This window comes from Thermodesulfobacteriota bacterium (assembly GCA_035325995.1).
GTDB lineage: Bacteria > Desulfobacterota_D > UBA1144 > Nemesobacterales > UBA2774 > JADLGH01.
In genome coordinates, this window is sequence record DAOKYU010000003.1 from 301913 (window position 1) to 317245 (window position 15333).

Annotated in this window: 15 protein-coding genes; 10 read left to right on the forward strand and 5 right to left on the reverse strand. The window is 58.0% G+C overall.

The annotated features are described in order from the left end of the window. Positions 1 to 55 precede the first annotated feature (55 nt). From leuS to PKC29_06285, 3 genes are all read left to right on the forward strand, one after another. On the forward strand, positions 56 to 2539 hold the full coding sequence (leuS, locus tag PKC29_06275; GenBank protein ID HML95017.1) for a leucine--tRNA ligase: 2484 nt from the start codon (positions 56 to 58) through the stop codon (positions 2537 to 2539). 130 nt (positions 2540 to 2669) lie between these two features. After that, positions 2670 to 3047: a hypothetical protein gene (locus PKC29_06280; protein HML95018.1), complete on the forward strand. Its 378-nt coding sequence runs from the start codon at positions 2670 to 2672 to the stop codon at positions 3045 to 3047. Positions 3048 to 3132: 85 nt separating this feature from the next. Further along, complete coding sequence (locus PKC29_06285; GenBank protein ID HML95019.1) at positions 3133 to 3441, forward strand: glutaredoxin family protein; 309 nt, start codon at positions 3133 to 3135, stop codon at positions 3439 to 3441. A 34-nt stretch (positions 3442 to 3475) separates the two neighbouring features. On the opposite strand, the gene thiE is transcribed toward PKC29_06285, so the two are convergent. Continuing rightward, a complete protein-coding gene (thiE, locus tag PKC29_06290) occupies positions 3476 to 4129 on the reverse strand; it encodes a thiamine phosphate synthase (GenBank protein ID HML95020.1) in 654 nt (217 codons plus the stop codon). 202 nt (positions 4130 to 4331) lie between these two features. Between thiE and PKC29_06295 the strand changes: the two genes are divergently transcribed. Further along, entirely contained in the window at positions 4332 to 5219 is an 888-nt protein-coding gene (locus PKC29_06295) for a hypothetical protein (protein HML95021.1), read from the forward strand. A gap of 25 nt (positions 5220 to 5244) precedes the next feature. On the opposite strand, the gene thrC is transcribed toward PKC29_06295, so the two are convergent. Next, on the reverse strand, positions 5245 to 6579 hold the full coding sequence (gene thrC / locus PKC29_06300) for a threonine synthase (GenBank protein HML95022.1): 1335 nt from the start codon (positions 6577 to 6579) through the stop codon (positions 5245 to 5247). A gap of 248 nt (positions 6580 to 6827) precedes the next feature. Between thrC and PKC29_06305 the strand changes: the two genes are divergently transcribed. From PKC29_06305 to PKC29_06330, 6 genes are all read left to right on the forward strand, one after another. Further along, positions 6828 to 7103 (forward strand): acylphosphatase, encoded by a 276-nt coding sequence (locus tag PKC29_06305; GenBank protein HML95023.1) that lies wholly within the window; start codon positions 6828 to 6830, stop codon positions 7101 to 7103. A gap of 21 nt (positions 7104 to 7124) precedes the next feature. Next, entirely contained in the window at positions 7125 to 7769 is a 645-nt protein-coding gene (locus PKC29_06310; protein HML95024.1) for an MBL fold metallo-hydrolase, read from the forward strand. A 3-nt stretch (positions 7770 to 7772) separates the two neighbouring features. Beyond that, complete coding sequence (locus PKC29_06315) at positions 7773 to 8042, forward strand: septum formation initiator family protein (protein HML95025.1); 270 nt, start codon at positions 7773 to 7775, stop codon at positions 8040 to 8042. Further along, positions 8014 to 10149: a GGDEF domain-containing protein gene (locus PKC29_06320; protein ID HML95026.1), complete on the forward strand. Its 2136-nt coding sequence runs from the start codon at positions 8014 to 8016 to the stop codon at positions 10147 to 10149. Before PKC29_06315 ends, PKC29_06320 begins: the two co-directional genes overlap by 29 nt. An 83-nt stretch (positions 10150 to 10232) precedes the next feature. After that, positions 10233 to 11087, forward strand: a complete 855-nt coding sequence (gene rsmA, locus PKC29_06325; GenBank protein ID HML95027.1) for a 16S rRNA (adenine(1518)-N(6)/adenine(1519)-N(6))-dimethyltransferase RsmA — start codon at positions 10233 to 10235, stop codon at positions 11085 to 11087. Positions 11088 to 11169: 82 nt separating this feature from the next. Then, entirely contained in the window at positions 11170 to 11730 is a 561-nt protein-coding gene (locus PKC29_06330) for a hypothetical protein (GenBank protein ID HML95028.1), read from the forward strand. Between the two features lie 36 nt (positions 11731 to 11766). Here PKC29_06330 and PKC29_06335 read toward each other — a convergent pair whose 3' ends face one another. From PKC29_06335 to PKC29_06345, 3 genes are read right to left on the reverse strand one after another with little or no spacing between them, the layout of a single operon-like run. Further along, entirely contained in the window at positions 11767 to 12276 is a 510-nt protein-coding gene (locus PKC29_06335; GenBank protein HML95029.1) for an acetyl-CoA carboxylase biotin carboxyl carrier protein subunit, read from the reverse strand. Continuing rightward, positions 12273 to 13769 carry an acetyl-CoA carboxylase biotin carboxylase subunit gene (accC, locus tag PKC29_06340; protein ID HML95030.1) on the reverse strand — a complete coding sequence of 499 codons (1497 nt, stop codon included), beginning with the start codon at positions 13767 to 13769 and terminating at the stop codon, positions 12273 to 12275. The genes PKC29_06335 and accC overlap by 4 nt, the downstream gene beginning before the upstream one ends. A gap of 16 nt (positions 13770 to 13785) precedes the next feature. Continuing rightward, entirely contained in the window at positions 13786 to 15330 is a 1545-nt protein-coding gene (locus tag PKC29_06345; protein HML95031.1) for an acyl-CoA carboxylase subunit beta, read from the reverse strand. Between the last annotated feature and the right edge of the window lie 3 nt (positions 15331 to 15333).

The following is a 15333-nucleotide window of genomic DNA, read 5'->3' on the forward strand; positions in this document are numbered from 1 at the left end:
GTGATTATGGTAAATAATTCTATCCTAATAGGAACTTCCGGACAGCGAGCGGGTGATGAGAGAAAGCTACAAACCACACGAAATAGAGAAAAAACGCCAGGACGCCTGGGACGAAAAACGGCTCTACGAAGTCCGCGCCGAAAGGGGGAAGGACAAGTACTACGTCCTCGAAATGTTCCCCTATCCCTCTGGCCGCATCCACATGGGCCACGTCCGCAACTACACCATCGGCGACGTCATCGCCCGCTTCAAGAGGACGATGGGCTACAATGTCCTCCATCCCATAGGCTGGGATGCGTTTGGTCTCCCGGCGGAGAACGCCGCCATCGAAAGGGGCGTCCATCCCGCCAGGTGGACGTACGAGAACATCGCCCAGATGAAGGCCCAGCTCAAGAAGCTCGGCTACAGCTACGACTGGACGCGCGAAATCGCCACGTGCGATCCCACTTACTATAAATGGGAGCAGATGGTCTTCACACGCATGTACGAGAAGGGGCTCGCCTACCAGAAATCGACGACCGTCAACTGGTGCCCCTCGTGCGAAACGGTCCTCGCCAACGAGCAGGTCCAGGACGGCTACTGCTGGCGCTGCGGCTCCGAGGTCGTCCAGAAGGAGATGGAAGGCTGGTTCTTCAAAACCACGGCATATACGGACGAGCTCCTCGAATTTACCGAAAAGCTCAAAGACGGCTGGCCCGAGCGTGTCCTCGCCATGCAGAAGAACTGGATAGGCAAGAGCACCGGGGCCGAAATCGAATTCCCCCTCGAAGAGCCCGCCGGCGGCGAAAAGAGCCTCGGCATATTCACGACGCGCCCCGACACGGTCTTCGGCGTCACGTACATGGCCATTGCCCCGGAACATCCCCTCGCGGCCGCGCTGATCAAGGGCAAGCCTGAAGAAGAAAAGGCCGCGGAATTTATCAAGAGGGTCATACGGCAGACGAGCCTCGAAAGGATAGCCGAAGGCGCGAAGAAAGAGGGCGTCTTCACAGGCTCCTACGCGATAAACCCGTTCAACGGCGCGCGCGTTCCGATATACATCGCCAACTTCGTCCTCTACGCCTACGGCACCGGCATCATCATGTCCGTCCCGGCGCACGATCAGAGGGACTTCGAATTCGCGGCCGAGTACGGCATCCCCGTCGTCCCGGTCATAGCGCCCGAGGGGGCGAGCCTCGTGGCCGAGGACATGACCGAGGCCTTTGAGGAGCCGGGCGTAATGATAAATTCCGGGCAGTTCACCGGCCTCCCTTCGGAGGACGGCAAGCAAAAGATAATCGAGTACGCCGAGGAAAAGGGCTTCGGCAAGCGTCAGATAAATTACAGGCTGAGAGACTGGGGCATTTCCCGCCAGAGATACTGGGGCACGCCGATACCCATAGTCTACTGCGAGGCGTGCGGCGTCGTCCCCGTCCCGGACAAAGACCTTCCCGTCGAGCTCCCTCTCGACATCGAATTCTCGGGGAAGGGGGGCTCCCCCCTCGCAAAAGCCGAGAGCTTCGTCAACACCACGTGCCCGAAGTGCGGCGGCCCGGCGCGGCGCGAGACGGACACGATGGATACATTCGTCGAATCGTCGTGGTACTTCCTGAGGTACGCCTCCCCCCATTTCTCAGAAGGCATCTTCGACCGCGCCGAGGTCGATTACTGGCTCCCCGTCGATCAATACATAGGCGGCATCGAGCACGCGATACTGCACCTCCTTTACGCGAGGTTCTTCACGAAGGCCCTCCGCGACCTCGGCTTCTGCAGGCTCGACGAGCCCTTCTCGAATCTTCTCACGCAGGGCATGGTCATAAAGGACGGGGCCAAGATGTCGAAGTCCCTCGGCAACATCGTCGACCCCGACGACATGATAGCCAGGTTCGGCGCCGATACCGTAAGGGTCTTCATGCTCTTCGCCGCCCCCGTACAGAAGGACCTCGACTGGAGCGACGAGGGCATCGAGGGCGCGTTCAGGTTCCTCGGCAGGCTCTGGCGTCTCATCTACGAAAGGTTCGACAAGATCGAAAGCGTCAAAGTCCCGCCCGACCCGGCCGCCGTTTCCGAGGCGGGCAGGGCCCTCCGCGTAAAGGTCCACAAGACTATAAAGAAGGTCACAGGCGACCTCGAAAAGTTTCAGTTCAACACCGCCATCGCCGCCGTGATGGAGCTCCTTAACGACGCGTCGCGTTTCGACCCCGAAGGCGAGGGCGACCTCTCCGCGCTCAGGGAATCCATCGAAGCGATGGTAAGGCTCCTCTATCCGATCGCACCCCACGTAACGGAAGAGCTCTGGGCCGGGCTCGGGTACGACGAGACCCTCGTCGACAAGCCGTGGCCGGCGTGGGACAAGGGGCTTGTCGCCGGCGCCGCCATAACCGTCGTCGTCCAGATAAACGGGAAGGTGAGGGCGCAGCTTTCGCTCGAGCCCGACGCAACAGAAGAAGACATGAAAGAGGCCGCCTTCGCGGACGAGAAAATCCAGGGACATATGGATGGTAAAGAGCCCCGCAAGGTCATAGTCGTGCCTAAAAAGCTGGTGAATATAGTCATGTAAGACGGCTCCACCGTCTTTTAGCGTTATACGCAGCGCGCCCGTCAGCGCGTGGGCCACCTTGTAAGAAAGCGCGCACGCCGATTAAACCGGTTTCCGGCCGGCTCAAAAGTGTGGTAAAGTGAAAATGGATATGTCCTTCAAAAAGACTACACCGTTCCTTTTCATTCTGGCGTCGCTTACGCTTGCCACGCTCTTTGGCCACGAAAGCGGCGGTCCGAAACACAACATCTACCTCGAAGCCCCCTGCCTTACCGGGGTTCTCCATGCCGATACGAGGGATTTGTCCGGGAATATGCGTAATGAAAACGCTCCCGGAAGAAGCACTATTTACAGCCTGGACCAGGACGCAGTTTCCGGCGCATATTTCCAGTCGGCGGGAATCTCCGGATTCGGCACAATCGTATTTCCGGAATCTCCAGGAAAACGCTATGAGGGCACAAAAGAAGCAAAACGCGATTTAATCACCTTCAACATCACCAATAAGTCCCCTCCCGATTACCTTCTTTAAGTCCGGCAGCCGGGGTTATACATGCCATAACCGTGAGAAGACTCGTCTTTTGCACGGGATATTTTCGGATTTAGAGGAGAAAACTATGTCCGCTATAAATAATATAAAAGCTATAGAGGGTTACGATCCATCCGGAGTAACCGTATTCACCAGGGAAAACTGCATTTACTGCAATGCCGCCAAGGCCGTACTCGAAAGGGCCGGCGTCGTATACAGGGAAATTCCGATCGGCTCCTATGCCGAGCTGTGGAAGGCGATATGCCTTAAATACAAATGGAAGGGAGCGCCGCTCATACTTATGGGCGATAAACCCGTCGGCGGCTTTCCGGAGATTTGCATCCATTTCGGAAGGAAGAGCATCTTCGACACGGCCGGGCGTTCCATGGGAATGTAAACAGGTTCGCATTGCGTCGTCGTCCCGGCTGCGGCTATCGATTGCCGTCGCCGGCTTTTGCATATCTCGCCGCTATCAGGGATAGCTCCCGCGCGGCCTTCTCGGGGTCGGCGGCCCCGAAAACGCTCGTGATGACGGCTATGCCCGAGACGCCGGTGTCGAGAACGTCCGCCGCGTTCTCCGCCGTTATGCCGCCTATGGCGAACACCGGGATGCCCTTTATCCGCGCCGCCGCTTCCCTCAGCACCTCGAACGGCGTAGGCGTCCTTCCTGGCTTGGTGGGAGTATTGTAAGGCGTCCCGAAGGCGACGTAATCCGCGCCCCCGGCGAGGGCGTCGAGCCCCCGTTCCATTTTCCCATAGCACGATACGCCTATGATGGCATCGCCGCCCAGCACACCCCTCGCATGTGATATCCCGGCGTCTTCCTCGCCCAGGTGCACCCCGTCCGCCCCTATCTCCGCGGCAAGCTCCGGCGAATCGTTTATAATCAGCGGGATTCCGTAGCGCCTTGTAATGCCGAGGAGGTTCTTCCCAAGCCCGATAATCTCATGGCGCGGCGTGTCCTTCTCCCTTAGCTGGAGTATGCTCGCCCCGCCCCTTACTGCCGCCTCGACCGTCTCCGCGAAACGCTCCCTTGGTATGAGCTTCCGGTCCGTAATCAGGTAAAGTCCGCCGCCAGCTTTCATGCCCGGATAATCTATACAATCGCGCCGGGATGAGCAAATGCTTTAACCGCGGGTTAAATTTTATGTCGAAATTCTTTGCAAACATAAATTGTTTGCAATATGTTATGTAATTAAAGCTCGTTGCGGGATAATCTTAGAAATTACTTGAAATATTTAGGTCCCTATTATAAAATGAATCCTAAACGGCCGGAGGTACGACTGAATGAGACAGAAAAGCCGCCCGAACGGGGTGCTCGTTACACTCTCCTTAATATTCGCGATATCGCTTTCGGCGGTTGCCATTTCGCTCGAAGAGGCCCGAGCCGCGGACAGGAACATTCCGTATTCCTTCTTCCTGGAGCATCCCTACAGCTCGACGGGCCTTAAGGGTAATCTCGAGATCACATCCGTAGACGGCGGGGGTGCGCTGGTAATGAACCAGCTCAGGCTCGACATCGACCTCGGGAATAATTACTTCGGCCTCTACGGCAAATTCCCGTTCGCGGGCGTAACCGACGGCGTCTTCGGCGACGGGGATTACGACTTCGGCAACATAGGCGTCGGAACCAAATACGCACTTCACTCCTCCGGCACGAGCGTCTTCACGGTCGGATTCGAAGCGATACTTCCCACGACGGGCGACGACCTCGGGGCGCTCGGGGCCCGCTCCTACTTCCGCGACTTCGCCTACTTCACCGACGACGCCTACACCTTCGTCCCCTACGCCGTCTTCGCCGTAAGCGGGAGCATGTTCGCGCTCCAGGCGAACCTCGATTTCGACATAATGACCAACGCGAAAAAGGCCGACGGCAGCCCGTTCGATACCGGCGGCGACAGCACCGAGCTCATACTCAAATACGGCGCCACGGCCAGCCTCACGCCCGACTTCGGCGTTCCCTTCACGACCTCCTTTCTCCTCGAAATGCTCCTCGCGTCCTCGACGACGTTCGAAAATAACGTAACCGGGGCGTACGTAACCCCGGGCGTCAGGGTAGGCGGCCGGATGTTCAGCTTCGGGGCGGGCGTCCAGATACCCTTCGGCAGCAGCGAGATTACCAGCTTCGCCGGCGTCGACTTCCTGGTGGATGTGCTCGTAAAGTTCGGCGGCTGAAACGGTCCCGCCGGAGAGGGCAGTACTACTTCTCTATGGATTTGAAGATCGTCTCGGTGATCGCGTCGTAATCGGGCGGGAGCTCTACCGGCCTGTTCGCATACTTCGAGAAAACCCCTTCGAGCTGGCCCATGTGGTAGCCGATCTTGAACTCGACGAACTTGAGCCCGTGCGCGGTGGATACTATGACGACGCGGTCCGACTTCTTGAATGCGTTCCTTTCCTTTAACTTAAGGAACGCCGCCAGCGCGACCCCCGTGTGGGGGCAGTTGAAGGTCCCAGTCTTGTCGACGAGCGCGGACGCGTCCGCAAGCTCCTGCTCGCTCGCCTGCTCGACTATGCCGTCGAACTCCTTGAGAGTCCTTATCGCCTTGTTTATGCTCACCGGGTTTCCGATCTGTATGGCGTTTGCGAGCGTCTTCTTTGCCTTTACGGGATGAAACTCCTCGAAGTTCTTCAAATAGCTCAGATAAAGCGGGTTTGCATGCTCGGCCTGGGCGCACACGAGGCGCGGGAGCTTGTTTATGAGCCCGAGCTCGCGCATCATCAGAAAGCCCTTTCCGAGGGCCGATATATTCCCCAGGTTCCCGCCCGGGATCACTATCCAGTCCGGCACCTCCCAGTCGAACTGCTGGCAGAGCTCGATACTTATCGTCTTCTGCCCCTCGATCCTGAGGGAATTTATGGAATTGGCGAGATATATATTGTTCTGCGTGCAGACCTTCTGCACCATCTCCATGCACCCGTCGAAATCCGTATCGAGCGACAGGACCAGCGCCCCGTTCGATATGGGCTGGACGAGCTGGGCGATGGACACCTTATCCTTCGGCAGGAACACTATCGCCGGTATCCCCGCCGAGGCGCAGTAGGCTGCGAGCGCCGCCGACGTGTCGCCGGTCGAGGCGCAGGCCACGGCCGGTATGCTCTTCCCGTCGGCTGTCATCTGCTTGACGACGGACACGAGAACGGTCATGCCGAGGTCCTTGAACGAACCCGTGTGGCTGTTTCCGCACATCTTCAGCCATATATCTTCCATGCCGATCTGCGAGCCGAACCTCTCGGCCCAGAACAAATTGGTCGCCCCTTCGTACATCGAAACGACGTTTTCGTCCTCGACGTAGGGGCACACCCATTCCTTCTTCCCCCAGACCGAGCTCCCGTGCGGCCACGACTGCTTCCTGTAGCGGTTGTCGAAAAGCGCCCGCCACTCGTCTGCCGACTTTTCCTTCAGCTTTTCCATGTCGTGCCGGACTTCGAGCAGATTCCCGCACTTCCTGCAGCGGTAAATTATCTCGTCAAGAGAGTAGGTTTCGCCGCATTCGTCGTCTATACAGGCAAACCACGCCCTATACTCACTCATGGCTAACAAAATACCCCTTCGGTTTTTGACTGTCAATTAACGGTCTCCCGGGGTCGGAATTCCCCGTCGGTCCACTCTTTTCCACTCTTATTAATAAAGGTACTGGAAATTTATTTAAAAGTGTTGTACTGTGTTTTTATTAAAGAAATGCTTTAAGGCTTGTATTCTAAGTCTCTGGTTTGTCGAAATTTATCGGTTTAGGGTGCATTGTTGACAGCCAGAGGATGTTTTGGTAACCTGAGCCTTATATGTTGCTTACGAGGGCGCACCTCATCGTCAAAGGCAGGGTTCAGGGGGTTTTCTACAGGGCCTCTGCCCGGCGTAAGGCCGAGGAGCTCAGGCTGACCGGGTGGGTGAGGAACAACCCGGACGGCACGGTAGAGGCAGTGGCGGAGGGCAATATAGACATGGTTGAGGAATTCGTAAGCTGGTGCCGCGAAGGGCCCCCGAACGCAAGGGTGGCCGCCGTCGATGTAACGAGGTCGGCGGCTACGGGCGAGTTCACGCATTTCATAATAGACTGACTTTCGGAGAAGATTAAGCGAATGATTCTTAGGTGTATACCCGGCGGTATTTTTCTTACGAACTGCTACATACTCGGCGACGAAAAGACGAACGAGGGGATACTCATAGACCCGGGCGAGCAGATCGACGACATACTCCGCGAGGTCGAAAAATCTGGCCTCGAAATAACCAGGATAGTAAATACTCACACCCACATAGACCACGTAGCCGGGGCCGAAATAGCCAAGAAAGCGCTCGGGGTCGGCTTTTATATACATCCCGACGAAGTGCCGGTTCTCGAGGCGCTCCCCGAGGCCGCCATGAGGTTCCCCCAGTTCGGCGACGTCGAGGTCCCCGATGTAGAGGGCTTCGTAAAGGAAGGCGACGAGGTCGATATAGGGAGCCTCAGTGCGAAAGTCCTCCACACGCCGGGGCACACGTGGGGCAGCATATGCCTCGTCATAGACGACGTCGTAATCTCGGGCGACACTCTCTTTGCCGGCAGCGTCGGCAGGGTCGACCTCACCGGCGGGACGTCCATGGCCGAGCTCGTGGGGTCGATAAAATCCAGGCTCATGCCGCTCCCGGATTCCTACAAGGTCTACCCCGGGCACGGACCGTCTACTACCATAGGCATAGAAAGAAAGTCCAACCCCTTCATAGCTGGAGGATTCAGTCTCTTTTAAACAATGGAAAAGCTGGCATTCAGGATAATTATCGTTTTAGCGGCGGTCTCCTTCGTGGTCTACCTCTTCGCGAGGGAGGTCTCTCACGTCTACGCGCTCCATCAGGAAAACGAAAGGGTAAAGATGCAGGGCGAGGAGCTGGAACGCGCCAACGCCGAGCTCAGGAAAAAAATCGAGCTCATAAAAACCGACAAGGCTTACATGGAAAAAATAATACGGGACGAGCTGGGGATGATAAAGACCGGTGAAAAAATCTATCGATTTAAAGAATAAGATAACGTATTCGAACTACCTTCTCGGCAAGGTGTTCACGGTGCTCCTCTCGGTGCTGATCGCAGTGCTCCTGCTAAAGGACAGCCTTCGGTCCCTAAACGCCTTCTCCGTGCTCGCATTCCTTCTTCTGATCCCCGCCGTGGCCTATAAAACCGTAAACCTCGTAAGCTCCGGGCGCAGCGACATGCCTGTCCAGGACAGACTCGAATTCGCGCTCCTCTATGCCCTCGTCTTCGAAGTGCTTCTCGAAGTATTCGGCAACGCCTTTTTCCCGCTTTCCTACATCATGGTGCCCCTTGTAATTCTGTATTTCGGATGGGAGGCGGGCCTCCTGTCCTTTTTCGCCGTGGCCATGCTCCAGGCGGTACAGCGCCCGGGCCCGTCCCTCCCCGCCGAGCTTCTTTTGCTTCTCGTTTCGGCGGCGGTATTCGGGTTTCTTCTCAAGGGAGGCGGCGAGCGCTTCACGGCGGGATTTCTCAGGAAAAACAAAAACGACAACCTCGTCCTTCCGGGCGCCATCTCGGGCTCTGCGTCCAGGGACTCGGCCGGCGATTCCCTCGGCATGGTCGAGCTCAAGAACGAAATAGCGAATTCGCTCAGGATTCTCGGCGAGCTCGTGCCCGGGCACAGCATAATCCTCTATCTCAAAATGGACGACGGGCTCTTCGGCATCGCCGACTTCGTCTCCAAAAGCGGGGATTACGTCGACAGCGGGCAGAAGCTCAACTTCCGGGGCGGCTACCTCGGCTGGGTGTTCAAGACGAAAACCCAGGTTCATATAACGAGCATAAAGAACGTCAGGAGGAACCTCCTCTACTATAACCAGAACGTTCCCATAAAGTCCCTCCTCGCGACGCCGCTCCTCCTCAAGTCCGGGAAAGGTGCGGACGAATCCGGCAAGGAAGTCTTCGGCCTTCTCATAATCGACAGCCTCCACCAGGACGCCTTCGGTGACAAGGAGAAGATGATCGTCTCCCTCGTTTCCGACAGAATCGTCGAAATGATAGACAGGTTCCAGCTCTCCGAAAAGGTTTACCTTAGCTCCCAGGAGCTTAATTCCTTCTACGATTTCGCCCAGAGGCTTAGCTCCACGAGCGACATCGAAGTCATACTCGACCACGTGGTCGACACGTTCGGAAGGATATACGAATCCGATTTCATAGGAATATCGCTCGTCGAAAAAGATAGCGGCGTGAGCCGCCTCAAAAGAACGAGCGACGGCATGAAGGGGCACCTGGAAGACCTCGACATAACGCACGGCGACACGCTCGTCGGCCTCGTCACCGGTACGGGCGGCGCGTTTCACTTCGAAGACCTTTCGTCCAGGTCCCGCTACAGGAGCGTCTTCGGGAAGGAGATCGACTTCGGCCTCGGCATAAAAAATCTAAAGTCCGTTCTGATATGCCCCTTCCACGAGATAGCGCAGGGTGTGGACGGCGATGAGCGGACAGTCCTCGGGTGCGTCGTCATCGGGCGTAAGTCCAAGAGCCCGTTCAACGAGGGCGAGATAAGCCTCGCGAAAATCATATGCAACGAATCGGCGAAATCCATGATGGCGTCCCTCAACTTCCAGAAGGTAAAGGAGCTCGCCATAAGGGACGGCCTCACGGGGCTCTACAACCACAGGCACTTCCAGGAGATGCTCTCCTACACGATATCCCACTCCGACAGGTACTCCGCCCGCGCCTCGCTCCTCCTGATAGACCTCGACAACCTGAAGACCATAAACGACTCCTTTGGCCACCAGACGGGCGACAGGGTGCTTACGGCCGTCGGCGACGTTCTGTCGAGCTCGCTCCGCAAGGTCGATATACCGGCGAGATACGGCGGGGACGAATTCGCCGTCATACTTCCCAACACCGACAAGGACGGGGCGCTCGCGGTGGCGGAGAAAATTCGTTCCAACCTTTTCAGGATCCCGTTTAAATCGGACGACAGGGACATCGGAATTTCCCTCAGCATAGGCATCTCCACCTACCCGGTCTCCGCCTCCGACAAGGATTCCCTCATCTCCAGGGCCGACCGCGCCCTTTACGAATCGAAGAACCACGGTAAGAATAAGGTCACTCATTTCGAGGACGTTCCCCTGAAAGAGCTCGGGAGCTGAGCGGCGGTCGGGATGCGCGTGCTTTCATCACACGTTCAGGCTCGCTGCCCCCGGCGGCGTCCTAACGTTACCCTTAATGAAAAATGGCTGAAGAAAACGGAAGCGAATTTAAACCCAGGGACTACTTTTCGGCCGAAAACGCCCGGCCCAGCAAAAGCCTCGGGCAGAACTTCATCACCGACAAAAGGGTTATCGAGCGCATAGTGTCCGCGGCCGGCATAACGCCCGACGACGAGGTGCTCGAAATAGGCCCCGGTCTCGGCGCGCTTACGTTCGCCCTCGCCTGTAAGGCCGCCCGCGTCGTCGCGGTCGAAAAGGACGCGCGGCTCGCCGAAAGGTTAAGAGCGCTTCTACCGGAATGGCCAAACGTCGAGCTCGTTTGCGCCGACGCGCTCGACGTGGACTTCGGGGCCCTCTACAAAGGCCGGCGGCTCAAGGTCGCCGCGAACCTTCCCTACAGCGTCTCCTCGCCGATCCTCATAAGGCTTCTCCGGGACAGGGCTCTCTTCTCTACGCTCGTCCTCATGCTCCAGCTCGAGGTCGGCGAAAGGATATCCTCCCCGCCCGGCGGGAAGGAATACGGCTCGCTCTCTGTCCTCGTTCAAACGTACTTCGACGTGAAGCTGCTCTTCCGCGTGTCTCCCTCGTCTTTCTGGCCCGCGCCCAGGGTCGATTCCGTGGTCCTGAAGCTCACTCCCCTGCCGGAGCCCCGCGTTCCCGTCGCCGACGAAGCCGCGTACGAAAGGATACTCCGCGCCGCGTTCTCTTCCCGGCGGAAGATGCTCGGGAACTCCCTCGGCTCCGCGCTCAGGAAGGGCGCGGCCGACAGAATCCTCGCCGCCGCCGGCATCGACAGAACCCGCCGCGCCGAAACCCTCTCGGTAGAGGAGTTCGGCGCTATCTGCCGCGAAGCCGTAAAGTCGGGCGAGCTCGCCTGACATCACTATCCTCCCTCTCGTTGCCCGGACAAACTTGCGGTTATATAATTCACCTGATAATCACCGTTACACGGAGACCGCGATGAAAAAATCAGCATTCATTTTATTCTTGTTCCTGTCCCTGTCCACCGCCGCGTCCCGCTCCCAGGATGCGAGCCTCGGCGGCGTCTGGTACCACGACGGCAGGGAAACCCGCATAAGCGTCAAAGATAAGGACCACGTCGTCTTCGTGAACGAAAACGGGGACAAGGCCGTCGGCCGCTTCACCGACCCCTGGCACGTCAAGGTCCCCAAGTGGAGCGTTACCGGCACGATAAAAGAAGGCGGGGATTCCATCTCGTGGTCGAACAACACCGTATGGACGAGGCAGCCCTCAGGCAAGACACACATTAGCGGCAGGTGGTATCACGATAACAAGCCCACGTGGATAGATGTCCACGGCGACGGATGGAAGTTCACGATCACGAACGAGCAGGGCCGGAAAAGCAGCGGCGAGGCCAAAAGCAGCCGCGAGCTCTACATTCCCTCCCTCGGGATCACGGGGCACGTGAGCAGCGACGGCAACAAGATAAAGTGGAGTAACGGCACCGTCTGGACGCGCTCGCCCTCGGGGTCGGGTCCGCTGTCGGCGCCGCTCGAATAAACGGCGGCGGGCGTTTCTTAAGTCCGGCGGGACATTTTATTCGGCGGGCGGGGTGTCCGACGCGACGACCATGAGCACGGTCCCGGTTTCTATGGCGTCCCCTTCCCTGGCCGTCACGTTCCTGACCTTTCCGGCTATGGGCGACTTGAGCTCGCTCTCCATCTTCATGGCCTCGATGACCACGACGCCCTCGTCCCTCGTTACCTCGTCCCCCTCGCTCTTCAGCACCTTCACCACCCTGCTCGGCATAGGGGCCTTTATCTCCTGCACGCCCGAGGCCGCGAGCGAAGACTTCCGCTGCTCCCTTTCGGAAATGGACTCGATGTCGTAAAGGTCGCCGTCGAGGAACACCTGTATCTTCTTTCCCTTTTTGAATACCCCGAGCGTAAGGGACTGCCCGCCTGAAATGATGGAATAAAGGTTTTCCTCGATCTTCCGGTAATCGACGGGCAGCTTCTCGCCCTCTATTTCGAGCTCTATCTGGCCGTCGTTCTCTTCGAATGTAACTTTGAATATCTGATCGTTCAGCTTAAAGGTGTATGTCATGCGAGCGGGCTCCTCGTAACACCGGCTCTCCTCGCGAAGAGCTTCCAGTTCGACGCGGCCGCCGTCTGCGACTGCGGGCCGCTCACGGTGGAATTTTCCATGGCGATGGCCGCGGCTATAAGCGCGGGCCTGAGGTCGCGCTCCCCGGGGCTTATAAGCTCCGGGTGCCTTTCGATATAGCCGGTGTCTATCTTGCACTGCCTGAATTCCTCGTCGGCCATGACGCGCCTCAGGAACCCTATATTCGTCTTCACGCCGAGCACGATGTAATCCCTGAGCGCCGAAGCCATCCTGTCTATCGCCGCTTCCCTCGTATCCGCCCACACTATCAGCTTCGACAGCATCGGGTCGTAAAACGAAGTGATCTCGCACCCGTTGTATATAGCCGAATCGTCCCTTATGCCGGGGCCGGACGGCGTGCTCAGGTACTCGATGGTCCCCGGGGACGGCATGAAGTTCGTCGCCGGGTCCTCGGCGTACACCCTGCATTCCACTGCATGCCCCTTCATCTCTATGTCGCCCTGCTTGAAGGGTAGCTTCTCGCCGGCGGCGATCCTTATCATCCACTTCACTATGTCGAAGCCGGTGATCATCTCCGTCACGGGGTGCTCGACCTGGACCCTCGTATTCATTTCGAGGAAGTAAAAATTCTGCTTCTGGTCCATTATGAATTCTATAGTGCCCGCGCCGCTGTACTTTACCGCCTTGGCGATCCTTACGGCGACATCGCCCATTTTCTTTCTGGTCTTCGCGCTGATAAAGCCCGACGGGGCTTCCTCGATAACCTTCTGATGCCGCCTCTGTATCGAGCACTCGCGCTCGAAGAGATGCAGCACGTTACCGTGAGAATCCGCAATGAGCTGTATCTCTATGTGCCTCGGCTGCTCGACGAACCTCTCTACGTACACCGAATCGTCGCCGAACGCCGACCTCGCCTCGCTCCGGGCCATGCGGAGCGCGCTCTCGAAGTCCTCCTTCGACCTCACGAGCCTCATTCCCTTTCCGCCGCCGCCCGCGGACGCCTTTATCATGAGCGGGTATCCGATTTCGTCCGCCACGACCGAAGCCTCGACGTCGCTCACCGCTCCTTCCGAGCCCGGCACGAGCGGCACCTTGGCGTCGTATGCGATCTTCCTCGCGGTGATCTTGTCCCCCATGAGCCTTATGGCCTCGGGCGAGGGCCCGATAAAGACTATCCCCGCCTTCTCGCACATCTCGGCGAACTCGTCGTTCTCGGACAAAAACCCGAACCCCGGATGAATGGCCTCGGCCCCGGACTTCCGCGCGGCGTCTATGATGTTTTCCTTCTTGAGATAGCTCTCGCCCGGCGCGGAGCCGCCGATGTGATAGGCCTCGTCGGCCAGTGCAACGTGAAGAGAGCGCCTGTCGGCGTCGGAATAAACGGCCACGGTGCTCACGCCGAGCTCCCTGCAGGCCCTTATGATCCTTACCGCTATCTCTCCCCTGTTCGCAATCAGAATCTTCTTGAACATGAAGCGTCCTTTAACTTTATAGTGGTATGTTCCCGTGCTTTTTCGGGGGATTCGTCTGCCTCTTGCCGTCGAGCATCTCGAAGGCGGATATAACGCGCGGCCTCGTGTCCTCGGGCCTAATCACCTCGTCGACGAATCCGAGGTCCGCGGCCCTGTACGGGTTTGCGAACCTCTTCTTGTAATCCTCGATGAGCCTGGCCCTTTCGGCCTCCTGGTCCTCGGCCTGGAGTATCTGGGCGCGGGATATGATGTTCACCGCCCCGTCCGAGCCCATGACCGCGATCTCCGCCGTCGGGTACGCCATCACTATGTCGCCCCTCACGTGCTTGGACGACATGACGTCGTACGCGCCGCCGTAGGCCTTTCTCGTTATTACGGTCACCCTCGGGACGGTGGCCTCGCTGTACGCGTACAGCAGCTTCGCCCCGTGCTTTATAATTCCGCCCCACTCCTGCGAGGTACCGGGGAGGAATCCGGGCACGTCCTCGAACGTCAATATCGGTATATTAAAACAGTCGCAGAACCTGACGAACCGCCCGGCCTTCAGGGATGCGTCTATGTCGAGGCATCCCGCCAGGACGTTCGGCTGGTTGCCGACTATCCCGATGACGCGCCCCGCGAGCCTGGCGAACCCGACTACTATATTCTGCGCGTAAAGCTCCTGTACCTCGAAGAAATACCCGTTGTCCACGACGGCGGCTATAACGTCCTTCACGTCATAGGGCTTATTCGGGTTTTCGGGGACTATCGCGCGGAGGGCCGTCGCCTTTCTGTCCGCCGGGTCGTCCGTGGCGCCCCTCGGCGCGTCTTCCATGTTGTTCGAGGGGAGGAAGCTCAAAAGCTCCTTTATCAGTGCGATGCATTCCTTGTCGTCTTCCGTCGCGAAGTGTGCGACGCCGCTTTTCGAGTTGTGAAGGTCTGCTCCGCCGAGCTCCTCGGCGTTGACCTCCTCGTGCGTTACGGCCTTTATGACGTCCGGCCCCGTGATGAACATGTAGCTCGTGTTTCTCACCATTATCGTAAAGTCGGTTATGGCGGGCGAGTAAACCGCGCCTCCCGCGCACGGGCCCATGATAGCCGATATCTGCGGCACGACTCCCGATGCGAGGACGTTCCTGCAGAATATCTCCCCGTAGCCGCCGAGGCTCTCGACGCCCTCCTGGATCCTCGCGCCGCCCGAGTCGTTAAGCCCGATTATCGGCGCGCCTACCTGCATCGCGAGGTCCATGACCTTGCATATCTTTTTCCCGTGCACCATTCCTAGAGAGCCGCCGAAAACGGTAAAATCCTGCGCGTAGACGAACACCTGCCTCCCTTCGACCTTGCCGTATCCCGTGACTACGCCGTCGCCGAGGAACTTCTTACTGTCCATGCCGAAGTCGGTGCACCTGTGCACGACGAACTTGTCGAGCTCGACGAAAGTGTTCTTGTCGAGCAGGAGGTCGATCCTCTCCCTCGCCGTGAGCTTGCCGCTCTCGTGCTGTTTTTTTATTCTGGCTTCGCCTCCTCCTGCCTCGGCTTCTTTCTCTCTCTCTTCCAGAATTGCAATCTTTTCCTTCATTAT